Annotated in this window: 18 protein-coding genes and 1 tRNA gene; 2 read left to right on the top strand and 17 right to left on the bottom strand. The window is 39.7% G+C overall.

From position 1 onward, the window contains the following. Positions 1 to 58 precede the first annotated feature (58 nt). The 8 genes from hutU to SanaruYs_RS16700 all read right to left on the bottom strand — a co-directional run bounded on the left by hutU (position 59) and on the right by SanaruYs_RS16700 (position 7,061). Entirely contained in the window at positions 59 to 2,074 is a 2,016-nt protein-coding gene (gene hutU / locus SanaruYs_RS16735) for a urocanate hydratase (protein WP_127123743.1), read from the bottom strand. A gap of 4 nt (positions 2,075 to 2,078) precedes the next feature. After that, positions 2,079 to 2,837 (bottom strand): patatin-like phospholipase family protein, encoded by a 759-nt coding sequence (locus tag SanaruYs_RS16730; protein WP_127123742.1) that lies wholly within the window; start codon positions 2,835 to 2,837, stop codon positions 2,079 to 2,081. A gap of 149 nt (positions 2,838 to 2,986) precedes the next feature. Then, entirely contained in the window at positions 2,987 to 3,814 is an 828-nt protein-coding gene (locus SanaruYs_RS16725) for an MBL fold metallo-hydrolase (protein ID WP_127123741.1), read from the bottom strand. 53 nt (positions 3,815 to 3,867) lie between these two features. Then, entirely contained in the window at positions 3,868 to 4,542 is a 675-nt protein-coding gene (locus SanaruYs_RS16720; RefSeq protein ID WP_127123740.1) for a DUF6090 family protein, read from the bottom strand. 114 nt (positions 4,543 to 4,656) lie between these two features. Beyond that, complete coding sequence (locus tag SanaruYs_RS16715; RefSeq protein ID WP_127123739.1) at positions 4,657 to 5,607, bottom strand: acetyl-CoA carboxylase carboxyltransferase subunit alpha; 951 nt, start codon at positions 5,605 to 5,607, stop codon at positions 4,657 to 4,659. Positions 5,608 to 5,860: 253 nt separating this feature from the next. Then, a tRNA-Asp gene (locus SanaruYs_RS16710) sits at positions 5,861 to 5,934 on the bottom strand. Between the two features lie 87 nt (positions 5,935 to 6,021). Next, positions 6,022 to 6,462, bottom strand: coding sequence for a YHS domain-containing (seleno)protein (locus tag SanaruYs_RS16705; protein WP_127123738.1), 441 nt, complete (start codon positions 6,460 to 6,462; stop codon positions 6,022 to 6,024). Positions 6,463 to 6,581: 119 nt separating this feature from the next. After that, the gene (locus tag SanaruYs_RS16700; protein ID WP_127123737.1) at positions 6,582 to 7,061 is read right to left on the bottom strand and encodes a Dps family protein; all 480 of its coding nucleotides are present in this window, start codon (positions 7,059 to 7,061) and stop codon (positions 6,582 to 6,584) included. A gap of 124 nt (positions 7,062 to 7,185) precedes the next feature. Here SanaruYs_RS16700 and SanaruYs_RS16695 point away from each other — a divergent pair, with 124 nt between their 5' ends. Next, complete coding sequence (locus SanaruYs_RS16695) at positions 7,186 to 7,407, top strand: hypothetical protein (protein WP_127123736.1); 222 nt, start codon at positions 7,186 to 7,188, stop codon at positions 7,405 to 7,407. Here the strand turns inward: SanaruYs_RS16695 and SanaruYs_RS16690 are convergent. After that, entirely contained in the window at positions 7,404 to 8,039 is a 636-nt protein-coding gene (locus tag SanaruYs_RS16690) for a TetR/AcrR family transcriptional regulator (RefSeq protein ID WP_127123735.1), read from the bottom strand. The two genes, SanaruYs_RS16695 and SanaruYs_RS16690, sit on opposite strands and share 4 nt — an antisense overlap. A 57-nt stretch (positions 8,040 to 8,096) precedes the next feature. Between SanaruYs_RS16690 and ggt the strand changes: the two genes are divergently transcribed. After that, the gene (gene ggt / locus SanaruYs_RS16685) at positions 8,097 to 9,782 is read left to right on the top strand and encodes a gamma-glutamyltransferase (protein WP_127123734.1); all 1,686 of its coding nucleotides are present in this window, start codon (positions 8,097 to 8,099) and stop codon (positions 9,780 to 9,782) included. A 141-nt stretch (positions 9,783 to 9,923) separates the two neighbouring features. Here ggt and SanaruYs_RS16680 read toward each other — a convergent pair whose 3' ends face one another. The 8 genes from SanaruYs_RS16680 to SanaruYs_RS16645 all read right to left on the bottom strand — a co-directional run bounded on the left by SanaruYs_RS16680 (position 9,924) and on the right by SanaruYs_RS16645 (position 25,086). Further along, positions 9,924 to 11,300, bottom strand: a complete 1,377-nt coding sequence (locus tag SanaruYs_RS16680) for a high affinity choline transporter 1 (RefSeq protein WP_127123733.1) — start codon at positions 11,298 to 11,300, stop codon at positions 9,924 to 9,926. 443 nt (positions 11,301 to 11,743) lie between these two features. After that, positions 11,744 to 11,932 carry a hypothetical protein gene (locus SanaruYs_RS16675; protein WP_127123732.1) on the bottom strand — a complete coding sequence of 63 codons (189 nt, stop codon included), beginning with the start codon at positions 11,930 to 11,932 and terminating at the stop codon, positions 11,744 to 11,746. A 2-nt stretch (positions 11,933 to 11,934) separates the two neighbouring features. Further along, positions 11,935 to 14,337, bottom strand: a complete 2,403-nt coding sequence (locus tag SanaruYs_RS16670; protein WP_127123731.1) for a DUF3536 domain-containing protein — start codon at positions 14,335 to 14,337, stop codon at positions 11,935 to 11,937. A gap of 64 nt (positions 14,338 to 14,401) precedes the next feature. Beyond that, a complete protein-coding gene (gene glgB / locus SanaruYs_RS16665) occupies positions 14,402 to 16,357 on the bottom strand; it encodes a 1,4-alpha-glucan branching protein GlgB (protein ID WP_127123730.1) in 1,956 nt (651 codons plus the stop codon). A gap of 44 nt (positions 16,358 to 16,401) precedes the next feature. Then, entirely contained in the window at positions 16,402 to 19,731 is a 3,330-nt protein-coding gene (treS, locus tag SanaruYs_RS16660) for a maltose alpha-D-glucosyltransferase (RefSeq protein WP_127123729.1), read from the bottom strand. Positions 19,732 to 19,783: 52 nt separating this feature from the next. Continuing rightward, positions 19,784 to 21,721 carry an alpha-1,4-glucan--maltose-1-phosphate maltosyltransferase gene (locus tag SanaruYs_RS16655; RefSeq protein ID WP_127123728.1) on the bottom strand — a complete coding sequence of 646 codons (1,938 nt, stop codon included), beginning with the start codon at positions 21,719 to 21,721 and terminating at the stop codon, positions 19,784 to 19,786. A gap of 4 nt (positions 21,722 to 21,725) precedes the next feature. After that, the gene (locus SanaruYs_RS16650; RefSeq protein ID WP_246011929.1) at positions 21,726 to 23,285 is read right to left on the bottom strand and encodes an alpha-amylase family glycosyl hydrolase; all 1,560 of its coding nucleotides are present in this window, start codon (positions 23,283 to 23,285) and stop codon (positions 21,726 to 21,728) included. Between the two features lies 1 nt (position 23,286). Continuing rightward, positions 23,287 to 25,086, bottom strand: coding sequence for an alpha-amylase family protein (locus tag SanaruYs_RS16645; RefSeq protein WP_127123726.1), 1,800 nt, complete (start codon positions 25,084 to 25,086; stop codon positions 23,287 to 23,289). Positions 25,087 to 25,182 lie beyond the last annotated feature (96 nt).

The raw sequence follows: 25,182 nt of genomic DNA, 5'->3' as shown, positions 1-25,182 counted from the left end.
GATTTTATTTTGTTGGTTAAAGTTAATTAAAGGTATTGAGCTCTGAACTCTGATAAAGTTAGTTAAACGCGGCTAATAACGATTCATCTACCTCGTTAGCATACGTTAGTGAAATATTTGAGTTGTATAGTTGTTCGCGTTTAGTAGCAAATTTCGCGTTTTTATTTCTTGCCCAGGCACGTCTGGCTATTCCATTGTAAACATCAAAATGAAGCATATTGGCTATTTTTTGTTCGGCCTCTGCACTACCATCCAATAGCATGCCAAATCCACCATTAATAACCTCACCCCAGCCTACACCACCTCCATTATGTATCGAAACCCACGTAGCTCCACGGAAACTATCGCCTATTACATTATGAATTGCCATATCCGCAGTGAAACGGGAACCATCATAAATGTTAGATGTTTCACGATAAGGACTATCTGTACCTGACACATCGTGATGATCACGGCCAAGTACAATTGCACCAATTTTACCTGCCTTAATGGCATCGTTAAAGGCTTTCGCTATCTTCATTCTGCCTTCCGCATCAGCATATAAAATACGTGCCTTAGATCCAACAACAAGCTTGTTCTGTTTGGCTTCATTAATCCATTTAATATTATCTTTTAATTGGGGATGAATGTCTTCAGGAGCATCCTTTAAAATAGTTTCCAGTGTTTGTTTGGCCAATAGATCAGTGTAGTCTAAATCTTCTTGCTTACCGGAGGTACATACCCATCGGAATGGTCCGAAGCCATAGTCAAAACACAACGGCCCCATAATGTCTTGCACATAAGATGGATATTTAAAATCTATTCCATTGGCGGCCATTACGCTTGCACCCGCTCTGGAGGCCTCTAATAAAAATGCATTACCATAATCGAAGAAGTATGTTCCCTTGGCTGTGTGCTTATTGATTGCATCGGCATGTCTTCGCAAGGTCTCCTGAACCTTTTCTTTAAACTGTTCTGGATTGTTGGCCATGAGTGCATTTGCTTCCTCATATGAAATCCCCACAGGATAATAACCCCCAGCCCAAGGGTTGTGCAGAGACGTTTGATCAGAACCCAGATCTACATAAATATTCTCCTGATCAAATTTTTCCCACACCTCTACGATGTTACCCTGATAGGCAATGGAAACCACTTCTTTATTTTCTTTGGCCTTTCTAATTCGTTTTACTAATTCATTCAAATCTGTAATCACTTCATCAACCCAACCTTGCTCATGTCTTTTTGTTGTTGCTTTGGCGTTTACTTCAGCTACTACGGTGATGCATCCTGCAATATTGCCTGCCTTGGGTTGAGCACCACTCATACCGCCAAGGCCGGAGGTAACAAATAATTTACCTGCCAAGCCCTCTCCTGCTTTTGAAATCATTCGCCCTGCATTGAGTACAGTAATGGTAGTGCCATGCACAATGCCCTGAGGCCCTATGTACATGTATGAACCAGCAGTCATCTGGCCATATTGCGTTACGCCTAACGCATTAAATTTTTCCCAGTCATCTTGCTTAGAATAGTTTGGGATCATCATACCATTAGTAACCACAACGCGTGGAGCCGACTTTGATGAAGGAAACAAACCCATGGGATGACCCGAATACATGTGCAAGGTTTGCTCGTCTGTCATGTTAGCCAGATATTGCATTGTTAATAAATACTGCGCCCAGTTTTGAAACACTGCTCCGTTTCCACCATAGGTTATTAACTCATGTGGATGTTGAGCTACTGCAGGATCAAGGTTATTTTGTATCATCAACATAATGGCTGCGGCCTGTGTTGACTTGGCAGGATACTCCTCTATGCTTCTGGCTTTCATCTCATATTGTGGACGAAAACGATACATGTAAATACGACCATAACGCTGCAACTCTTCATAAAACTCTTTCGCTAAAACAGCATGATGTTTAGGATGGAAGTAGCGAAGCGCGTTAGTGACTGCCAACTTTTTCTCATCACTTGATAATATATCTTTTCGCTTAGGGGCATGGTTGGCTGTTGTATCGTAAGCCATTGGTGCTGGTAGCGTATCGGGGATACCTTGCAAAATTTCTTCTTTAAAACTAAGCTTAGTTGTATTGCTCATATTTTTATTCGAGTTGAAAATCCTGTGCAGTGAAATTGGTTTTAGTGTACTGATATCCAATGTCAAAAATTTCTTTAGCCTTCGAAACATCAAGTGGGCTATATGAACCCAGTGCAGGTGGTTCTATTACTACATTACAATTTACTTTGCTGGCAGTGGAGTTAACGTTTATAGCCATTAGCAAACTACGCATAGTTACTTCCTTGGCATTTTTAATATCAAACTTCTGTCCTACCGGATTTGTATGAACGCCAATGATAAAATCGCATTTACCAATGAGTGGCCTCACCGGCAGATTATCCATAATGCCACCATCGATATAGACGTTGCCTTCAAAAGTTACCGGATTAAAAACAGCCGGAATACTGGAGGAAGCAATAATAGGTGTAATCAACTCACCTTTTGAAAAGTATACAATTTTACCTAGGCGAATTTCAGTAGCGGCAATGGTTAATGGAAGCTTGAGTGATTCAAAAGAATTTTCGGGTAAATATTTTTTTAATACTTCTCGAAAACCATCCAAACTTAAAAAGCCCGTCCATGACCACGCAGGTCTTACACTTTGTAAAATACCCGTTCCTGAAATGATATTTAAAATTTCTTCTGGTTTATAACCATGTGCATAAAATGCGCCTACTATAGATCCTGCACTGGTTCCTGCCAGACTATCGACTTTTACATTCATTTCTTCCAACGCCTTTAACACACCTAAGTGTGCAAAGCCCCTGGCCCCTCCTCCTGATAATGCAATTCCGATTTTCATTGTGCTGTTAATTAATTTTATAAATTAACCTTATCTAAAATCCGTCTGACCGCTGTTTACTTCAGTTTACAGCGGTCTGACGGATTATCCCTTAATTAAGAAAATACATTTTCAACAAATTAAGGATGCTTTTTACAACTAATTGATGCTTACCCTAATTCATTCAATGAAAAAGCCTTCTCCAGTCTAATACCCTTCTCTGTACGCTGAACTGTGCAGCATTCATTAACAGCATCATGTTCTAAAAACAAAACATACTTTTTATCAGCTGCTTCATTTAAGAAACGCTCTTTCTCTTCTAACGTTAATAACGGCCTTGTATCATAACCCATTACGTAAGGCAAGGGAATGTGACCTATTGAGGGTAACAAGTCGGCCATGTAACAAATGGTATGTCCTTTATAATTGATCTTAGGAATCATCATTTTGTCGGTATGACCAGATGCATAAAAAATGTCAAACGGAAGAGATCCTTGTTTTACATATTCCAAATGACCACTCTCCTGCATCGGCATAATATTCTCTTTAATGAAAGAGGCTTTTTCGCGCGGATTAGGTTTTGTTGCCCATTGCCAATGATCTTCATTAGACCAGTATTTGGCGTTTTTAAAAACGAGCTCGAGTTTGTCACCATTATATTTTACACCTCCTCCACAATGATCGAAATGAAGGTGTGTCAGAAACATATCGGTGATGTCATCCGGTGAAAAGCCGGCCTGGTAAATTGATTTTAACAGATTATCATCACCATGTAAATAATAGTGACTGAAGAATTTAGCATCTTGTTTATCACCAATACCATTATCAATCAATATCAAACGATTGCCATCTTCTACTAACAAGCAACGCATGGCCCAGGTGCACATGTTATTTTCGTCAGGAGTATTAGATTTTTGCCAGATGGATTTGGGTACCACGCCAAACATGGCACCACCATCTAATTTGAAGAAACCGGTATTGATTACGTGTAATTTCATATTAAAAATTCCAGATTAACTTGACTATGCTGTTATCCTAAAACCAAATACAGTTAAGGATTGAGTTCTGCTAAAAGTAATTTACGAAGTTCTTTTGCCTGTACCAATGCCGTAGAGTCCATTCTGTGCTTCATGGTATTATTAAAATGCATGGAAAAGGCCAAGTTGGCAAACATATTGTCTTTCCACAATTGAGAAGCATTTTGTAATCCCACGGTGCTAAACTGCATGGTTCTCATCAGATAGGGCGTAATAATGCTGATGCGTTGCTGATTAGAAATATCATCAAAAATTTTTATTGAACCATAGTGCTGATGATAAAGTTCGGTTATCTTTTTTCGTAACTCAAAATTTTCAATAGCATCTAACTTACCGGAAGCTACAAGTGATTGGTAGGAATTATCCTTTGGGTTAAAAGGAACGATCAGGTATAAACTGCTAATCATCGTACCTATAGAGTCCTGAATAATTCTTTGTGTAACAATGCTTTGCGTAAGCGCATCCGAAACCTTCACCATGTAGCGAAGTGTATCCGTAGAAATGGTTAGCTCATCGATGTCGCTTTGTAAATCATCCGCCATAGAAGCAAGGTAGGCTTTTGCTTGTCGTCTACTATTAGCATTATTGCTCCTTTCTGTCAGGTAAAAAGCAATGTATACTCCTATGACAATGGCCAGGAGGTTGATCAGCTGATTTTTCCATTGAATCTTCTCTGATTTTTTACTCATCGCTTTTTATACTTTTAGTAGGACTATAGTTTACAAATAATAAAAAAGCTGCCTTTTTTCGAAGACAGCTTTTTTAAATTTCAAATTCAAAATTTCAAATTCAAAATTTTGTGATTATTCTTTCACCACACCCATCGCACAGAATTTATCAATGCGTTTACTAATGCGGTCTTCAGGTGTGAGCTTATTCAATTCTTTGAAGTTATCCATAATAACCTTCTTAACTTCCTGCGACATCCATTTCAAGTTGGTATGTGCACCGCCCAGTGGTTCTTTTACAATGCCATCAATCAATTTTAATGACAACATATCTTTACCGGTAAGCTTTAATACTTCGGCTGCTTGCTCTTTATAATCCCAACTCCTCCATAAAATAGATGAACAGGATTCCGGAGAGATTACAGAGTACCAGGTATTCTCAAGCATTAATACTTTATCACCAATCGCTATACCTAAAGCACCACCCGATGCACCTTCACCAATCACTATACATATAACAGGCACTTTTAACATGAACATCTCTTTCAAGTTGCGTGCAATGGCTTCACCTTGTCCGCGCTCTTCTGCTTCAAGTCCTGGAAAAGCTCCGGGTGTATCTATAAAAGTAATAATGGGCTTATTAAATTTCTCCGCCATCTTCATCAGGCGCAGGGCCTTACGATAGCCTTCAGGATTGGCCATACCAAAGTTACGCATCTGGCGCTGTTTGGTATTACGACCTTTCTGTTGACCGATGATCATGAACGTCTGACCTTCAATTGTTCCTAAACCACCTACCATCGCCTTATCATCGGCTACATTGCGGTCGCCATGCAACTCTATGAAATCTGTGGTGATCTCATAGATGTAGTCAAGCGTATACGGTCTGTCGGGGTGACGAGAAAGCTGTACTCTTTGCCAGCCGGTCAGGTTTTCAAAAGTTTCTTTTTTCAGGTCCAATATTTTCTTTTCGAGGGCTTTCACTGCGGCTTGCACTTCTTTGTCGCTATCGCCTGCCAGTGTCTTCATGTCTTCCAGTTTCGATTCAAGTTCAGCAATAGGTTTTTCAAAATCCAAAAGATTCATTAGGCTCTATCCATTAGTGAGGCGACAAAGTTAATAGTTTTTTAATATCTCGCTTTTTAGGCAAAAAACGGGGGGGTAAGATTTATAAGTAGTTGATTTATAGAATCTTAAAAGCTAAGGCTCTTCATATCAATGTTAAATTTCAAAAGAAGGAGCAAATGAGTGTTAGCCAAAATTAATGTGAAAAGACATTCCAGTTAAAAGAGAGAGCTCTTAAAAACGAAAAGCCTCTCTATTTCTAGAGAGGCTTTTGCGGTCCGGACGGGACTCGAACCCGCGACCTCCTGCGTGACAGGCAGGCATTCTAACCAGCTGAACTACCGGACCTTTTCCACTTTTTCGACACGAGGTGTCTGAAAGGGAGTGCAAAGATAGTATCCGCTTTCGTTTATGCAAACCATCACACAAAAAATCTTATTGATCTTTTAAACTTGCCCAGTTATTGTTGGCTTTAGTGATATAACCTGTCTTATCCTTTTTCCATGATTTCTGCACGCCCATATCGTAGTTCAGGTAGAGTACACCGTCTACAATGTCCCAGGCATCGGCTTCAATTTTTACCTTATATCCTTGCGATACACCATAAGCGCAGAAGCCACCAAAAGCCGGAGCATATTTTTTGGGTTCGGCCTTAAATAAATCGCGATGGTCGGCTGAAGCAAAGTACCAGGTTGCACCCTCCCACTGATGTGCAAATTGTTTGTCTCCTTTTACTGGTTTAGCATCTGTGAAGTACGCCACAACATCGTAACCATCTATAGCACCTTTACTGGTAGTAAATACTTTGCCTTTTAACTCTTGTGCCATAACGATGGCACTGCCTAACATAAAGATTGTAACTGCAATCGCTTTCATTGTTAACTGATTTGTTTCAATAACATAACGAAAGTTAGATAGAAAGGTGCTCTTCTGAGGCATTTAAGAGCGCATGTGTAGTCTGGCTGACAAATTTTAAAGTAGTATAGGAACAAAAATTATTTACGCGCTAAAAAAGCAGAATACATCCACACTAACTTTTCCTGCTCGCGTATGTAATCACTCATTAATGCGTTAGTACCTTCATCATTGGCTTCTGCTGATAATTGTAACAACTCGCGTTCCTTAGAAATAAGGGTTTTAAAACTTTCTACAATATATCCAACTGCCTGCACGCCATCCGACACATTAACACGCTCTTGTATAGCCGCCATTTTAATGTATTCGCTGTAACTGTGCACAGGATTGTAACCCAAAGTCAGAATACGTTCTGCTATTTCATCAACTTTTAACAAGGCATTGTTGTACAACTCTTCAAATTTAAGATGTAGCTCAAAAAACTTCTCTCCCTTAATATTCCAATGATACCCGCGAGTATTCATATAGAATATCTGGTAGTTAGCAAGCAAATCATTGAGGCCGTTAGATAATTGCAGTGCATCTGTTTCGTTAAGTCCTATAGCATTTGTCTTTTTCATGTGTTTATAATTTTTGTTTAAGGTCACATGGAATGGCTCCCCGGATTATTTGCAGTAGGGCAAAGCATTTACATGGCCATTTCATGAATTAATTTGTTTAAATTAAACAACTTAAATATACAGTATGTTGCGTAGGCTTGCCATGATCAAAATCACTGCTTTTCTACTTGGATTATTGTTGACTTCTGCCTGTGCTTCAGGCAGAGGTAATACGGTAACCGTAGTGAAACCACGCACCCACAATAGCTGGTACAATAAGCACACCTACAAAAGAAAATGGCATATTGGGCGTCTCCGTTTTTATCCGGAGAAGCAAGGTGTAAAAAAGGTAAAGATGAGAGGCTAGTTGGATTGTAAACCGTTTAGCAGCCACTCGGCATTACGCTTAAAGAAAACTTTTGGTGAGCTTATCTGATTGGTGTGAGCCGTTATGATCGAGCCTAACAAATTAGAAAGCAACATATTAGATATGTCTCTTGTCGCTGTCGATTTCGTAATCTCTTTATTCAAAATGGCTTCCAGCGTAAAACGCTCCAGCATCTGGTCCAGCGATTGTATCTCTACCTGCTGTATGTCCGGAATAGAAGGATGCAGTAATTCCTTTTCTTCTGGCTTTACCGGAAAGGGTTTAATGCCACGTTTCATGTCGGCCATGTAAGCTACCATGCTCAGCATTAAGCCAGGATACTGGTCATATTCTTCGGCTGCCTTTTCGAACAAGTAGTAAATACCTTGCACGCCTGTTCTCGGTTTGTCACGCATCTCCACTAATCTTTGCAAACAACAGATTCGCAAGTAGTACATCAATACGTCTTCCTTTTGCGGGAAGTACTTGAAGAAGGTGACTTTGGAAATTTTTACTTTATCGCAGATATCATCGACATATAAATCCTCAAATGATCGCTTTCCGACATGTTTTAAGGTTTGTTCTAATATCTGCACTTTTAAACGAGCTGATTTTTCTTTTCTAAGACTCATGGGGGTGGCTTATTATCTATTAAATTGTAGCAAAAGCTTGGCTTAACCAAAGTAAAGATGATGAAACGCTTATTTTTCCTTTTATTGGTCGTTGCAGTAGCCGCATGTTCACCGAAACGCGAAAGTGTGGTTGGACTTGTTGCAGATTCTGCCATGGTTGTATCCGCTCACCCCCTAGCTTCTGGCGTAGGCGCAGCTGTTTTGCGCAAGGGTGGTAATGCCATAGATGCCTCCATAGCGACTCAGTTTGCATTAGCCGTTGTACATCCTGCTGCTGGTAACATTGGCGGTGGTGGTTTTATGGTTGTGCGAATGAATAATGGTGCCACCGATGCATTGGATTATCGTGAAAAGGCTCCAGGCGCAGCAAGCACCGACATGTATTTAGGCGAAACAGGAGAAGTAGAAACAAATCTTAGTCTTTACGGCCATCTTGCTTCTGGTGTACCCGGAACAGTGGCAGGCTTGTGGGCTGCACATCAAAAATATGGAAGTATTCCCTGGTCTGAACTTGTGCAACCTGCTATCGACCTGGCCTTGAAAGGTTTTGTGCTCACAAAAAAGGAAGCTTCTGGGTTTAATGATCTGCAGGAAGATTTAATAAAGTACAATACTGTTTTACCTGAAAATTTACTGAAAGAAATGTGGCAAGAGGGTGATTCAATATTCCACGAAGATTTAGGAAGAACGTTGGAACGCATTCGCGATCAGGGCATGGCTGGTTTTTATGAAGGTGCGACAGCCGATAGTATAGTAGCTGAAATGGTGAGAGGAAATGGGATTATTACACATGATGATTTGAAAGCTTATGCAGCAGTATGGCGACAACCCATCAGCGGCACTTATAAAAACTATAATGTTATTTCTATGCCACCACCTTCCAGTGGTGGTGTAGCCTTACTACAATTATTGAAAGCTGTAGAAAAACAACCTGTAAAATCCTGGGGATGGAATACCAGCAAAACCATACATCTATTAACTGAAGCACAGCGAAGAGCGTATGCAGATCGTGCTGCACATTTGGGTGATCCTGATTTTGTAGCGGTAGATGTAGATCAATTAACGGATAGTCTGTACGTTGCCACGCGTATGCTATCATTCAATCCTGATAAGGCAACACCAAGCAGTGAAGTTAGTGCTGGCGTTTTAACAGAGAAAGAATCAGAACAGACTACTCACCTTTCTGTCATTGATGCAAAGGGTAATGCTGTGTCGGTTACTACTACGCTCAATGGTAGTTATGGCTCAGCTGTAGTGGTGGCCGGTGCAGGTTTCTTATTGAATAATGAAATGGATGATTTCAGTGCTAAACCCGGAGTACCCAATATGTATGGTGCTATTGGTGGTGAAGCCAATAAAATTCTTCCCAATAAACGCATGCTCAGTTCCATGACACCAACCATCGTAGAAAAAGATGGAAAATTATTTATGGTGGTAGGAACACCCGGTGGTACCACTATTATTAACTCTGTCTTTCAAACTATTTTGAATGTGGTGGAACACGACATGACTATGCAAGATGCAGTAGCTTCCAAACGTACGCATAGCCAATGGTTGCCTGATGTTATTTTTAATGAGAAGGGTGCATTAAGTGAAAAAGATAGTCTGAAGCTTGTAAAGATGGGACATACTTTTAGAAGCAGAGGCAGCATGGGCCGTGTTGATGCCATTCTGGTGAGAAGCGATGGTAAACTGGAGGGTGGTGCCGATCCGAGGGGCGATGATACAGCAGATGGATTTTAAGGGCATAGACACTAAATACAAGCTGCGAGTTATGATGGTGAATAGAGTTGAAGGGTACTTTACATGGAAAGAATTCTTGCATAAAGAATACAATTAAACCAGTATTCTAATTCTCTAGCAGCTCATGGCTCATAGCTAATTCTATTTCTTCACTTGAAACAGCAAGCTTCCTACCACCATGCCCGCCATGCTTGTTAGTGTACCTATTACCAAAGAAGGAATTGTAACTGGAAATAATTCAAAGTAAAACCAAACCAGCATGCCACTTATAATTGATATAAGTGCTCCCATGCTGTTAGAACGTTTCCAATACAAGCCAAAAGTGAGTGGTATAAAAAGTGAAACAAGACTTAGAATAGAAGACATGCCAACCAGTTCGTATATATCAGAATTCATACCAGCAAGAACTGTAGCTATTGCACTGAATACAACTAAGGAAACTCTTGTAGTATAAAGTAATTGTTTGTCACTTACTTTATGTTGCGTGAGTGGTTTTACAATATTTTCTGAAAATAACGCAGCCGGTGCCAGCATCGATGAACTGGTTGTACTCATAATGGCAGATAAGAGCGATCCAAAAAATAATATCTGAACTGGCATGGCTGTATGCTGCAAAACCATGTTTAACAAAGTCAATTGTGTATCACCTGCTATTTCAGCGGGATACGTATATTTAACGCAAAGACTAATCAGCAAGGGTAACATGGCAATGGTTAAATAAAGAAAGGCCGCAAAAAAGCAAGAGCGCACTGCTACCGATGCAGAGCCTGATGACATCGTTCTTTGAAAAACATCTTGTGAAGGAATGGAGCCAAGTCCTAACACCGACCAGGCTGCAAACCAATTGACAATACTTATGGCATCTGGTTTAGGAAAAAATTGAAATGTGCCATCGGGAACATTCGAGATGACATTGTTAAAGCCACCCGCTTTATCAAGCATGATGTAAGCAAGAATTAACAACCCCACAACTATGATTATACTCTGAACAAAATCAGTAATTGAAATTGCCCACATGCCACCTACATACGTATAAAGTGTTACCACCACTGCGCTTACAACAATACCTTGCCACACCGGAATACCCATCACCACGTTGGAGATAAGTCCGAGTGCTACAAGCTGTGCCGCTGTATAGCCGAAGTATGCAGGCACCATAAAAACACTTGCTACAATTTCTGTTCTTCTACCAAAGCGCACCTTGAAGTAATCTCCGAGAGTGAGCAGGTTCATATTGTACAATTTTCGTGCGAAGAAAGTACCGAAAAGTAAAAGACAAAGTGCAGCGCCAAAAGGATCTTCAATAACTGCGAAAAGTCCTCCTTCTAAAAACTGCGATGATGCACCAAAAACCGTTTCCGAACCAAACCAGGTGGCGAAGAGTGCTGAAGTACTCAGCACCATCGGCAAACTTCTTCCTGCTAACAAAAAATCACCAGAGCCCTTTACCTTGCGGGAAGCCCAAAAGCCAATGGCTATGGTGATAAGCAAATAAAGGATGATAGAGGCTACCAGCAAGATCGATTATTATCTCACAAAAATAATCCGATGATGATTTTTTGCAAATAGTTACGAATTACGAGATGTGAGCTGCGATGTTCTAGCCTCGAGAAAAATTGGTAATAGAAGACGGATGGAGAGATGAGGGAATTTATTGATCTGATTTAGCCGTCCTGAATGTTTATAGCCATAAAATAGAAAATCCCCGGGAATCATCTACTCCCGGGGATAATCCCTGTCTATAGTTGGCTTTAATCTGTTTCAAATGTAGCGTTTGGTGTTCAGCTGCACGAATTACTATCGACTACCGGAAATATGGTAGGACAAAGTGTGTTTTTTGGCGATAAACTTAAAAGGTTGTAAAAAACAAATGCCCCCTAGAGTACACGACAGTGGGGGCATTTTGTCTATAGTTGGCTTTAATCGTTTCAAAAGTACAATTGAAGCGTAAAAATGCAAACTTATTTGGAGGTTTTAACCGTATCGGTGACAAGGGAGTCACTGAGGTTATACTGCTTCTTAATTCTTTCCTGCAATTGCGGTTTGGAACCCGGAAATGTGGTTCTTCTGCTGATATCATAAGAAGCAAAAGCGATACCTATAAAAAAGACCACTGCTCCTCCTAAAAATATCTTTTTTGATCTGGTCATAGTTAACTCGCTAACTCAACCTTTACACCAAGACTGTCGCCCAGTATATTGAATTGTTTTATCCATTCCGGAGAGCAACCGTCTTTTTCCATGATTTCGGTATAAATCTCAAAATAATAGTTTTGACTTTTATTTAAGTCCGGTTGTATTTTAAAACGTTCAAGTAAAGGAAATAACCTATTTAACCGTTCTACGCGCTTATGGTTTTGTCGCTCTGCTCCTATTCGTTTTAATTCTTTAAAAATACTTATACCAGCTATTTGCTCCAGCTTACGCGGATCTTCAATTTGCAAACTCCACTTAGCCAACTCACCTGTAATTCTTTCAAACTCTTTAATGTTAATTTTCTCTTGAAAACACTTTAACAAATCAGCGTTTAAAACATATTCAAATGTGGTACGGTAAGCGTTAGGGATAGGAATTTCATTATTGGCAAGGGCAGTTACTAATGGATAATCTCTATTATAAATTTTTCTAAGTGAATCTTCCAGATCACTCATGCTCTGCTGCGTAATCTGATTGAATACCTTGCGTTTCTCATCCTGAAACAATTGCCAGATGGTATATTTTTCAGGGCCGAAGTATTGCTGCATCAACCCGATAACTTCTCCCAATCTACTTTCATCAAAGGCTTTAACCATCCGCACCTGCATGCTGGCAAATTTTTCCTCCTCCATGTCCAGCGAGATGTTGCCAATAATGTTATGCTTGCCCATGTAAATAACTGCAAATGCAAATTTCTTTTCTGATCGGGTTACGTTTGATTTTACTTTAGTAACACCCAAAGCTAGTTTCTGCTCACCTGCTTCGCGTTTTACAAATACTTCATTTGATGTTGTGTAATTAAATACAGGAAATGCGTCTGGGTCTTCTTCAAAGATAGATGACACAGCATAATGCATACCCACTCGTTGCAAGTTGGTCTTTGAAGGTATTACAAATTTATTGTAAACGTTAGCCGCATTCAGATAACTTTCTACATTACTAGGCGCATCTTCCAGGCGCTTTAGAAAATCATCCTCCAGATTTCTGTCGGCTATTTGACTTACCAGCTGCATAGCACGACAAGCATATTGCATAATCTGTGTTGTTTCTATTCCGGAAACTTCATCAAAAAACCAACCACAACTTGTGTACATCAACATAGCATTGCGTTGCATCTCCATTAAACGCAAAACTCTGCTTTGGTCTGTATCACGAATACAATGTTCTCTTAAAAACTTTTTAATTGTCTCGTCATTTCTACGCAGAATTACCTGTATGTAATTGTTACGAGCCTCTTCCGGGTCCTTAAATATTTGTACAGCTTCTTTGTTATAAATATTTGTCAATTCATCTCTCAACCAATCCAATGCCTCGCGCAAAGGCTTTCTCCATTTCTGATTCCAATCACCTCTGCCACCTGTGTTACATCCGCAATCATTTCGCCAACGTTCTACACCATGTACACAACTCCATGAACTGTTTTCGTGAATAAGTGCTTCATATTGCGGCACAAATTTGGCCAGAAACTGTCCGTAATTTGTTAGTTCACAATCATTGCTACGCTCTATAAAATCAATACAATAAGCTAAGGCCATTTCACCATGCTTATGATGATGTCCATAAGTTTCACCATCTGTCGCAATATGCACAAGCTGTGTCTCCTTTTGCGCTGGATTAAAACTATTCATCAGCTTAGAAGCAAACTTTGCACCATCGTTTAATAAACCATTAAAAGCAACAGACTGTGAAATGTCGCCATCATAGAAAAACACAACTATGCTCCTACCCGATGGCAAATGGACCGAGTAAGGTTTTTTAGTATCAACGGTTGTATCCTTTAGCGTTGTAAATTCTGTTTCACCTAACCTGCGAAAAGCTTTCGCTTGTCTTGGTGCCAGAATGGTATAGGTTATGTGATGATCAACTAATAAGTCAAGCGTTTCCAAGTCAACGGCTGTTTCAGCCAGCCAAATCCCTTCTGGTTTTCTATTGAAACGATATTCAAAATCTCGGATCCCCCAAATGATCTGAGTTTCCTTATCCTGCTTGCTTGCCAAAGGCATAATAATGTGGTTATAGACTTGGGCTATAGCAGATCCATGACCACCAAAATTTTTCTTGCTTAACTCATCAGCCTCTAAAATAGCCTGATACGTTTCCGGATCGTTACTTTCCATCCACGACAATAAAGTTGGCCCAAAGTTGAAGCTGATCTTTGAATAGTTATTGATAATATTCTTGATAATACCCTTATCATTTAAAATGCGTGATGCAGCATTTGGAGCATAGCACTCGGATGTAATCCGTTCATTCCAATCGTGAAATGGATGAGCCGAATCCTGTACCTCAATAACTTCTAACCAGGCATTTTCACGGGGTGGCTGATAAAAGTGCCCATGAATACAAATATATTTCTCCATTACCTAATTCGTTGATAGTTGTTAGTTGATGGTTGTTCGTACAAACTTTACAACCTGATGTTAATTAAGAACCTAGTTCAAACTCACCAACTTCTTTTTCTAATTTAAAAACGCTAATACCTAATGGCGGCAAAGATAAGGAAATGGAATAATCTCGACCATGATATTTTACTGGTGAGGTTGCAATCTGACCCTGATTTAGAAGACCACTTCCACCATATCGTACATTATCTGAGTTGAAAATTTCTTTCCAGTATCCACGTATCCCCACCCCTATGCGATAATGCTGCCTTACTTCAGGTGTGAAATTGCAAACTACCAATAGCTGATCCTCTTTCGCTTCTGCTTTTCGCAGGTAAACCATCACACTATTCTCACGGTCGCTGTAGTCAATCCACTCAAACCCACGGGCTTCAAATCCAAACTGATAAAGTGCTGGCTCTGCTTTATACAAGGCATTCAAATCTTTAAATAGATTGAGTATGCCCTTATGCAAATCATATTGCAATAAATGCCAATCCAAACTTAGGTCATGTTTCCATTCGCTGGTCTGCGCGAACTCACATCCCATAAACAAAAGTTTGGTGCCTGGATGCGTGTACATGTACGTGTACAGCAAACGCAAATTCGCAAAGCGTCTCCACTCATCGCCAGTCATGCGACCAATAATTGGCCCTTTTCCGTGCACCACTTCATCGTGCGAGAGTGGCAACATAAAATTCTCAGTAAAAGCATACATGATACTGAAGGTAATTTCATTCATGTGATACTTTCTGTTAATGGAATCTTCCTGAAAGAAATGGAGTGTGTCGTGCATCCAACCCATCATCCACTTCTGACCAAAACCTAAACCGCCTAAATAAGTTGGGCGCGAAACCCCTGGCCAGGCCGTTGATTCTTCTGCTATCGTAATCGCATCCGGGAAATCTCCATACACCACTTCATTCAATTCTTTCAAGAACTCAATAGATTCAAGATTCTCTCTCCCGCCATATTGGTTAGGCTCCCATTCACCAGCCTTTCTTGAATAATCGAGGTATAACATACTGGCAACTGCATCAACACGCAAACCATCTATATGATATTTGTCTATCCAATACACTGCATTACTAATGAGGAAACTTTTTACTTCCTTACGCCCGTAATTAAAGATGTAACTCTTCCAGTCGGGATGAAAGCCTTTGCGAGGATCGGCATGTTCGTATAAATGTGTGCCATCAAAGCGATAAAGTCCATGATCGTCACCGGGAAAATGAGAAGGCACCCAGTCTAGAATAACACCTATTTCTGCTTCATGCAAGGCATCTACCAATTGCATAAATTCTTCAGGGCTTCCGTAACGACTTGATGGTGCAAAGTATCCTGTTACCTGATAACCCCATGATCCAAAAAAGGGGTGTTCCATCACAGGTAGAAATTCCACGTGCGTAAAACCTGTTTCTTTAATATAATCAACCAGCTCACTCGCCATTTCAAGATAGGTAAGCGATCGATTACCCTCCTCTACTTTTCTACGCCATGAACCAAAATGAATTTCATAGACTGAATATGGTTTGGGTTTACCAATTGAATTTTTTCTCTCCTTTAACCAGTTGGCATCTTTCCACTTATAATTGGTCTCCCAAACTATGGAGGCTGTTTTAGGAGCAACCTCTGCGTACATGGCAAAAGGGTCTGCTTTCTCCAGATAGTCTCCAGTATTTGAATGGATGGCATACTTGTAAATTTCACCCTTTCCTAAGCCTGGAAAAAAAGCTTCCCAAATTCCTGATTCATCCCAGCGTGGATTAAGCTTGTGTTCTGCATTATTCCAACTATTAAAATTACCGATCACTGAAACTGCTTTCGCATTGGGTGCCCACACGGCAAAGTAAACTCCCTTCTTACCACCAGCAGTAATTACGTGAGAGCCTAATTTTTCATAAAGACGATAATGCTTACCCGATTTGAAAAGATGAATATCGAAATCAGTTAATAAGCTGAAAGTAGCTGGCTCTTTTGATGATGCTTTTTTTGCCATAATTTTTTGGTATGATCAGACTGCACTCTATACAGTACTATGTACTATTTTTTCTTTCGCTCTTCTTTTTCTTTCAGGTAACGACTAATCAAATAATCAATACCTCTTAATGGAATCTTTGTCCACTCAGGTCGACCATTCAATTCATAGCCTAATTCATACACAGCCTTTTCAATTAAGAAAGTACGAACAAGCATATCGTACTCATATGAGAGTTTATTACCAAGGCCCATACGTTCCATATATGCACCCAAGTAATAACGGCCTACATAGTGTTGCCACTGATCAGCCCATGTTTCCAAAAATTCCAGATCGCGATCACGATAATTTTCATTCAGTAATATTTTACCAAATGCTGCATAGTGAAATGATCGCATCATGCCAGCTACGTCTTTGAATGGATTTTTCTTCAATCTTCTTTCACTAAAAGAAAATCCAGGTTCGCCCTCAAAATCGATAATGATGAAATCTTTACCTGTAAACAACACTTGCCCCAAATGGAAATCGCCATGTATTCTGGTTTTAACGGCATCAATTCGTGTTTCATATACTTCCTTAAAACATTCAAGGATAGTTTTCTCCAGGCCTAAAATCTTTTTGGCTAATACTTGCGTATCCTCATCAAGCTTGTGCAAAGAATTTTCTAAAAGATTTAAACGATCTCTTACCAACTTGCGTAAAGATGAGTACATGGCTCTTTGGTAATTCGCTGTAAAAGCCTCCGGTGCAAAGCCAGCATCAGAAGCATCTGATGCTAAAGCTAGATGCATTTCTGCGGTACGTTGCCCAAGGCGTACCACCCTTTCGTAAAATCCTCTACCAATAAACTCTTGAATAATTTCCGGAGATTCTTCAAAGCGGATAGCCGGTTTATTAACAAGCTTTGGCAATTTTTCGTTCTTTGCTTTCGTCATTACACGTTCAAAGAAACGACCCACAGAGTCAACCGCCATACCCCACGCTTCACCTTGATTCTCAACTTTTTCTTGCATCAAGCCAAATACCACTACTTTACCGCTGGCATCTTTAAACTCAACACTACCAGTATAACGCGGTGAGTTTGTAAAGCTGGTATGTTCAGATAAAAAGCGCATCATCTCCAACTCAGGATTCATCTCCATTTCAATACGCCTATAGAACTTGAAGAAATACTGATCGTTATAAATGATTGCTGTATTGCTTTGATCTGATTTCAAGATCTTAGATTCAACACCTTTTTTCACATCTATTTTTGCGAAAACACTGGCGTTAAATTCCAATATACCATCCTCATTTTTTACCCGATGGTTTTTCTCCATGCTCAGGAATAGAAAGTCACGGAAGGTTTTATCGTAACTGGCATCGATAATAAATCCAGATTTGCCTTGTATATCTGCGCGACATAAAACACTTTGTGCTGTGTACTCCACCTTGTCCACCACGGAATCAACTGACACGAACGACAATGGTATAAAGTAAAATTCGGGTAAGCGCTGCGCATAGCTGACCTCAACAATAGTGAAGTAATAAGATACCCCATCAATCTTAAGGGGAATAACCTTGGCAATATTCACTTTAGTAATCACCTTGGCTTTACCACCAAACCACCTGCACTTAGGCATAAAGGTTTGGAATACTTTACGCTCCAGTACCCTTACTTCATTGTAATTTCCAAGTAAACGTTCCCACGAAATGTCAGTCTTATGCAGGTATAGTTCCGTATTTTCTTCGTCTTTCTTTTTCTTTTCTATTGCATCTACCTGAAGCCAGAAATAGCCGTAAGGGCCAATAGTTAGTGAATATTCTCCATTACCAACATTACTGAAACGGTTTTGACTAAATACTTCTGTAATATCACTGTTCTTAAAATCTTTCAGTTTAAGGGTTGTGTATTGAGAAAACTGAGAAAGGTTAGCTACAACAATTATGGTCTGCTTATCGAAACGTCTTTCAAAGCACAATACCTTGGCGTTTGAACTGTCGATAAACTTCATACTGCCGCGACCAAAGACATTCAGTCGTTTGCGCATTGCGATCAGTTGTTTCATCCACCAAAGGAGAGATGAAGTATTTTCTTCCTGCGCTGCTACGTTTATTGCTTCGAAGCGATACACCGGATCAGTAATTACAGGTAAGTATAATCGCTGTGGATTTGCGGTAGAGAACCCCGCATTACTGTTCATGTTCCATTGCATCGGTGTGCGTACGCCAAAGCGATCGCCCAGGTACACGTTATCGCCCATACCAATTTCATCACCATAATAAATGATGGGTGTTCCGGGTAATGATAACAGCAAGGTGTATAGCAATTCAATTTTGCGCCTATCGTTACCCAACATCGGGGCTAATCTTCTTCTGATGCCTATATTCTGTTTAGCATTAGCATCAGTTGCATACGCTTTGAAGAGATAATCTTTCTCTTCATCTGTAACCATATCTAAACCCAATTCATCGTGGTTGCGAAGGAACAAGGCCCACTGTGAAGCATCTGGTATGGCTGGTGTTTGCTCCATGATGTCTACAATAGGATAACTATCTTCAGTTCGCAAGCCCAGAAATAAACGAGGCATTAGCGGAAAATAGAAATTCATGTGGCACTCATCATTCTTAGTACCGAAATAGGTGGCAGCATCTTCGGGCCATAAATTAGCTTCAGCTAATAATATTCTTGATTTATAATGACGATCAATGTGTGCCCTTAATCTTTTTAGAAAGGCATGCGTCTGTGGTAAATTTTCGCAACTGCTTCCCTCCTCTTCAAAAAGAAATGCAACTGAGGACAACCTGAAGCCATCTACTCCAAGTTTTAGCCAGAAGTCAACGACTTTCATCAACTCCATCTGCACTTCAGGATTTTCAAAATTCAGCTCTGGCTGATAAGCATGAAAGCGGTGCCAGTAATAGGCCTTCGCTTCATTATCCCATGTCCAGTTCGTGTTGTTATCGTCAGTAAAAATTACGCGTGCTTCTTTATACTTATTTGGCGTATCACTCCACACATAAAAATCGCGCATGCGCGATCCTGGTTTCGATTTTCTGGCTTTCTTAAACCACGGATGTTGATCAGAAGTATGATTTAGGATAAGCTCTGTAATAATTCGTATGCCTCTTCTATGTGCCTCTTTCAGGAATTCTTTAAAATCAGCAAGTGTACCATAGTCAGGATGCACATCGGTGTAATCCGTAACATCATAGCCATCATCTTTGAGTGGTGATGGATAGAAAGGTAAAATCCATAAAGTATTTACACCAAGGTCTTCCAGGTAATCAAGCTTTTGCATGAGTCCCTGAAAATCGCCAATACCATCTCCGTTGCTATCGTAAAATGAACGAATTGATAATTCGTAAATGATGGCATCTTTATACCAGAGCGGTTCTGTATTTTTTGCACTCATAGTTCTTCGTTAAACACGAACAAGAACTGCACAAATCAGGCGTACCCGTTTCCTACATGTTCGATTCGTTTATGGTTAGTTCAAATAAATGAAAAGGTATTTTATTCGGATCTAATTCTACATAGTTCCACTCTTGTGTCCATGTAAAATACTCGTCTGTTATCTGATCATGCAACTTAACGTTTATGTATTCAGCTAACTTCAACTTACTTTTTGGTAATTGGATATATCCGCTCTGCTTATTATGCTGGTCTAGGTTAACTACCACCAATACAATATTTGATAAATCATCTGTTGACTTAATATAGGCAAGCAGATTTGAGTTTTCAATGTTCAGAAATTGAATATTCCATGTACTTTGTAAAGCCTTGTGTTTTTTCCTGGCCTTATTTAATAAAGTCATGATGTCGGTCATACGATTAGTTTTTTTCCAATCGTAATGTTTTACCTCGTATTTCTCCGAATCATTAAATTCTTCTTTACCATTCCACGAAACATTATCGAGCAATTCATACGCTGCACCGTAAATACCGTAGCTCGATGAAAGTGTTGCCGCCATTGCCAAACGAGTGATAAACATATTCTCGCCTTGGTAATGTAAATGATAAGGTAGTATATCGGGTGTGGTCGGCCAGAAATTCGGTCTGAAATAATTGCGTGAAGGACTATTCACCAATTCCTGCATGTACTCAATAATCTCTTGTTTATTGACACGCCAGGTAAAATAGGTGTAAGATTGGGTGAAACCAATTTTGGCTAAAGAAGCCATAATTTTAGGTCTTGTAAAGGCTTCCGATAAGAAGATAATATCTTCATGCTGTTTGTTTACTTCTGCAATGCACCATTGCCAAAACGGAATTGGTTTTGTGTGTGGGTTGTCTACTCTGAAAACTTTTACACCTTGATCAATCCAGAATAACACAACTGATTTGAGTTTTTCCCAAAGTGCTTGCCATTGCTCGCATTCAAAATCGAACGGATAAATGTCTTGGTATTTTTTGGGAGGATTTTCTGCGTATTGAATAGAACCATCGGGTCTTTGCTTAAACCATTCAGGATGTTCTTTTACATAAGGATGATCTGGCGCACATTGAAATGCCAAGTCTAACGCTATGTCTATGCCCTGATTTTTTGCATCAACAATTAGTTGCTTATATTCTGACAATGTGCCTAAAGCAAGATGTGTGGCTTTGTGTCCACCCTCTTCGCTGCCAATAGCCCAAGGCGAGCCTGGTTCGCCTGCAACAGAAAGCACATTATTGTTTTTTCCCTTTCTGTTGATCTTTCCAATAGGATGAATGGGTGGCATGTATAAAACGTCAAAACCCATTGCGGAAATTCGTGGTAACAACCTTACGACATCTTTGAAGGTGCCATGTTTACCCTCCAATGAAGCTGAGCGTGGAAATAATTCATACCACGTGCTGAACAAGGCCTTGTGGTGTTCAACAATAATTTTATAGACTCGATCGGTGCGTGAAATATTTTCTCGTAAAGGATTTGACTTTATAATAGATGCAAAACTATCGTTGAGTATAAGTTGTATATTTTCAGCATAGCGTTTTTTATCGGCCAGCTGTATTGATAATTTTTCTAAATCATCTTTGCCATTGGACAAGCGTTTTAAAAATGCAGCGCCTTCGAGTAGTTCAACCTGCACCTCAACTTTAGCGTTTGCTTTTTTTACAAAGCCATCATACCAGGTTTCAAAATGATCAATCCATGCCTGAATGGTAAAAGTATACTCTCCCTTTTTTATTGGATAAAATGAAGCCGACCATTCATCGTTTCCCTGGTTTTGCAACTCAAGCACCGTCCAGGAGTTTTCATCAAAAGCCTTATACAATACTTCAGCCCTTATATGATCATGGCCATCTGTAAAAATATGTGCACTGATATCAATACGCTCTGAAACTGTTCGCTTGGCCGGGTATAAACCACCTTCAACCTGAGGCTGAACATTTTCAATAATAACTCTCGCCTTTGTCATGAAATTATTTCAAAATAGCTGTGCTGTATGCCGGAAGTGTTATGGCTCCTGCTTCAAATGATGCTCCCTTAGTTTCAAATGCCAATGACGTAAATCGTTTTAAATCGTCAGTCAGCTGCACTGTAACTTCTACATCAGAAACATTATGTAAGACAAAACGCTCCTCTTGCTGGTACTTTCTAACAAAGTTTAACACCTCATTAATTTGTAAACCCGATTCTTCAATAGTACCCATGGTAAGCTCCTTACTGGAATTTCTGAAAGCGATAAACTTTTTATAATAGTTGTATATAGAAGTCGGATCGTCTTTTTGTTTGCTGAAAGGAACCACTGTCTTATCAGAGCTGAATCCGGCATTATACCAGTTTGATTGCAAAGGATCTGATTTACCTTCTGCCCAAATAAAAGATTCGCGTTGTCCTCTGTCCATATCTACCTTTAAGCCAAGCATACCAATCTCTTCTCCCTGATAGATATAAGGTGTGCCCGGAAAGGTAAAAAGTATTCCAGCTGCCAATTTAGCTTTCTCTATATTACCTTCTAACTCACTTAATATGCGTAATTGATCGTGGTTTTTAACAAAAGTGGCATCCAGAAAATCCGGAGTAATGGAAGTATAATAATCGTTGATGGCTTTATATTTCTTTACTAAACCTATTGTATCATTACCTGCTTTAACAACATCGGTAATTAAATAACCTAAATCAAAATTGAAAAGTGATGGAAGACCTTTTAAGTATGGTGCAACTGTTTTTGAATCTGACCATACTTCACCCACCAAGTAAGCATCTGGTTTAATTCTTTGAATTTCTGCACGGAACTCTTCCCACATCGCGTGATTGTCGGCAGCGCGGTTATTTGGGAAAATATGCTTTGCTGCATCTAATCTAAAACCATCTACACCTACTTCTTCTAACCAGAATTTGGCTGCATCATAAATTTCCTGACGTACTTTGAGGTTGTCAAAATTTAAATCAGGTGTTTGTCCATTGAAATATCCGTAATACATCTCACCAGAAGTATCACCCGGAACCTCATGCCAACGTTGTGCATTATCTGTATCTGGTCCGGCTACTTCTTCTTTTTGAAGCATTTCTACAGAATCCTTAGGTGCCCATACATAATAATCACGGAATGGATTATCTTTTCCTTTAATTGATTCAAGGAACCATGGGTGCTTATCTCCAGTGTGGTTGATGATGTAATCAGAAATTACTTTAATATTTCTTTTATGAGCTTCGGCAATAAAAGTTTTAAAGTCTTCCATAGTTCCATAATCAGGATCTATGCCTTTATAATCGGTAACATGATACTTGTGATACGTGTCTGAAGGCATGATGGGCATTAACCATAAACCGTTTACACCTAAATCACTGAAGTAATCAAGTTTTTGGGTAAGGCCTTTGAGGTCTCCTTTACCATCGCCATCGCTATCGGCAAATGCCATTACAAACACTTCGTATTTTACACCATAAGGAAAAGAAACTTCTACTTTCTCTTCTTGTTTACATGCGGTTGATAATGCCATTGCTACAATCAGGCTAAATATTAATTGCTTCTTCACGTTATTGAATTTTAAAAATGAAAGTACTATAAGGCTTCAGCATAAGCTCACCAGCGCCTGCTTCAATATCAAGTTGTTGTTCTCCCCACAAAATATCTTGAAATTTAATGCTGTCGCTAGTGCCAATGTTCAATGCTTCTAAAACAGCAGGGGGTAATTCAATTTTCACTTTTGTGGGCACATCATTAAAACTGTTAATAATCAATAGTTTTTCATTATCTGCATAACGAACAAAGGCATGGACGTCTTCTCCAAAATTTGCTTTCTGCACATTGAAGGCTGTTAAGTCAGCATAAGCACCTGCTGTAATGGCCTGATTGGTTTTGGCAAGGTTAAGTAGTGTGCTGTAATAATTTCTAAGTGTCTTTTGACCATCACTTAACAAACTATCATTAAACTTTCCTCCATTTACCCATTTCTGATGTTCAGGAACGCCCCAGTAATCGAAGATGGTTGTTCTGCCGTCTTCCTGAGAAAAACCTTCTGCCCCTTTACCAGGCTCACCTACTTCCTGGCCGAAGTAAATCATAACAGGGCCAGCATCAAGTGTTGCACTGATAGTCATAGCAGGTAAAGCACGAAAAGGATTACCTGCAAAAAATGGAGAAGCAAGTCTTTGTTCGTCATGATTTTCAAGAAAGTGTAGCATGTGCCTGTTAATGCCAGTCAGGCTTTGTTGAATAGCATCTATATCAAGTGTGCTTCGCTTCTTATCAATAAGCAAACGAAGCGTATCGTATAGTTTTACCTTTTCGTATAAGAAATCAAAACGGCCACTAGAAATATAATTGCTATAGGCGGCAGGATTATAAATTTCTGCTATGAAAACCATTTCAGGATTAATCTCTTTTACTTGTGGTATTACCCAATTCCAAAATTCAACAGGAACCATCTCTGCTACATCGCATCTGAATCCATCTACTTTCTTACCTGCCCAAAACACAAGTATATCTCTCATTTTCTCCCAGGTATTAGGAATAGGATCGAAGTGATTTGTTTTGCCATTTTGTACGTCTACACCGTAATTCAGTTTTACCGTTTCGAACCACTCATTGATACCGGGTGATGGTGTAAACTGATCATTGCCTGTAACCTTCGCTGGTATTTCTTCGAAGCGACCATCTTTGCCTGGATAAAGCGTTTTGGTCATAGCCTGACTTTCTTCAGGTACTCTGAAACTCTCGCCTGGTAAATAGTAGAAGTTGTTAGTTGCTTTAAAAGCCACACGCTTGTCATCATCTTCGCCTAAGTCGCGCACCTCTGCAGGCTTTGCATCAGATTGGTAAGTACGCGCAACATGATTAGGTATAAAATCAATTATGAGTTTAAGACCGTTCTTGTGTGTACGGTCAACTAAACTTTCAAATTCCTGCATTCTGCTTTTTATATCAACTGCCAGATCAGGATCTACATCATAATAATCTTTAATAGCATAAGGCGAACCTGCACGACCCTTAATTACATCCGGATCATCTTTGCTGATACCATAAGCGGAGTAGTCAGTCATGGTAGCATGCTCTAACACACCGGTATACCAAACGTGTGTAATACCTAATGCTTTTAAGGACTGTAAAGCCTGATCATTGATATCGTTGAATTTGCCGCTACCATTCTCTTCAATAGAACCAAATGGCTTATTGGTTGAGTTGGTATTGGTGAAAAGCCTGGTCATAAGCTGATAGATGACCACCTTTTCGGTTGCTTGATTCTCCATGGGCGGACTGATTTTTTCTTTAGGCTGTGAGCAGCCTGCCGTGAACAAGGCAATGAGGATAAATTTGAAGATGCTGTTCTTAGTCATTCTTAAAGATAAAAATGACTTTGGCTATGCCTGTGTAAAAATCAATAAATAATACCGAAATCGATTGCGAGTTGGTGGTAAATGGGCAAATGCGTC

Origin of the sequence: Chryseotalea sanaruensis (assembly GCF_003990915.1) — a bacterium.
GTDB classification, from domain to species: Bacteria; Bacteroidota; Bacteroidia; order Cytophagales; family Cyclobacteriaceae; genus Chryseotalea; species Chryseotalea sanaruensis.
Note: the sequence above shows the minus strand (reverse complement) of the source record. Positions and strands in the feature narration are given on the sequence as shown.

Excerpts from the sequence above, each read along its gene's own strand:
- hutU (WP_127123743.1), bottom strand. The coding sequence starts at position 2,074 with ATGAGCAATACAACTAAGCTTAGTTTTAAAGAAGAAATTTTGCAAGGT.
- ggt (WP_127123734.1), top strand. The coding sequence starts at position 8,097 with ATGATGAAACGCTTATTTTTCCTTTTATTGGTCGTTGCAGTAGCCGCA.
- SanaruYs_RS16720 (WP_127123740.1), bottom strand. The coding sequence starts at position 4,542 with ATGAGTAAAAAATCAGAGAAGATTCAATGGAAAAATCAGCTGATCAAC.
- SanaruYs_RS16700 (WP_127123737.1), bottom strand. The coding sequence starts at position 7,061 with ATGAAAAAGACAAATGCTATAGGACTTAACGAAACAGATGCACTGCAA.
- SanaruYs_RS16730 (WP_127123742.1), bottom strand. The coding sequence starts at position 2,837 with ATGAAAATCGGAATTGCATTATCAGGAGGAGGGGCCAGGGGCTTTGCA.
- SanaruYs_RS16675 (WP_127123732.1), bottom strand. The coding sequence starts at position 11,932 with ATGACCAGATCAAAAAAGATATTTTTAGGAGGAGCAGTGGTCTTTTTT.
- treS (WP_127123729.1), bottom strand. The coding sequence starts at position 19,731 with ATGAGTGCAAAAAATACAGAACCGCTCTGGTATAAAGATGCCATCATT.
- SanaruYs_RS16715 (WP_127123739.1), bottom strand. The coding sequence starts at position 5,607 with ATGAATCTTTTGGATTTTGAAAAACCTATTGCTGAACTTGAATCGAAA.
- SanaruYs_RS16690 (WP_127123735.1), bottom strand. The coding sequence starts at position 8,039 with ATGAGTCTTAGAAAAGAAAAATCAGCTCGTTTAAAAGTGCAGATATTA.
- SanaruYs_RS16645 (WP_127123726.1), bottom strand. The coding sequence starts at position 25,086 with ATGACTAAGAACAGCATCTTCAAATTTATCCTCATTGCCTTGTTCACG.
- SanaruYs_RS16725 (WP_127123741.1), bottom strand. The coding sequence starts at position 3,814 with ATGAAATTACACGTAATCAATACCGGTTTCTTCAAATTAGATGGTGGT.
- SanaruYs_RS16655 (WP_127123728.1), bottom strand. The coding sequence starts at position 21,721 with ATGACAAAGGCGAGAGTTATTATTGAAAATGTTCAGCCTCAGGTTGAA.
- glgB (WP_127123730.1), bottom strand. The coding sequence starts at position 16,357 with ATGGCAAAAAAAGCATCATCAAAAGAGCCAGCTACTTTCAGCTTATTA.
- SanaruYs_RS16670 (WP_127123731.1), bottom strand. The coding sequence starts at position 14,337 with ATGGAGAAATATATTTGTATTCATGGGCACTTTTATCAGCCACCCCGT.
- SanaruYs_RS16705 (WP_127123738.1), bottom strand. The coding sequence starts at position 6,462 with ATGAAAGCGATTGCAGTTACAATCTTTATGTTAGGCAGTGCCATCGTT.
- SanaruYs_RS16695 (WP_127123736.1), top strand. The coding sequence starts at position 7,186 with ATGTTGCGTAGGCTTGCCATGATCAAAATCACTGCTTTTCTACTTGGA.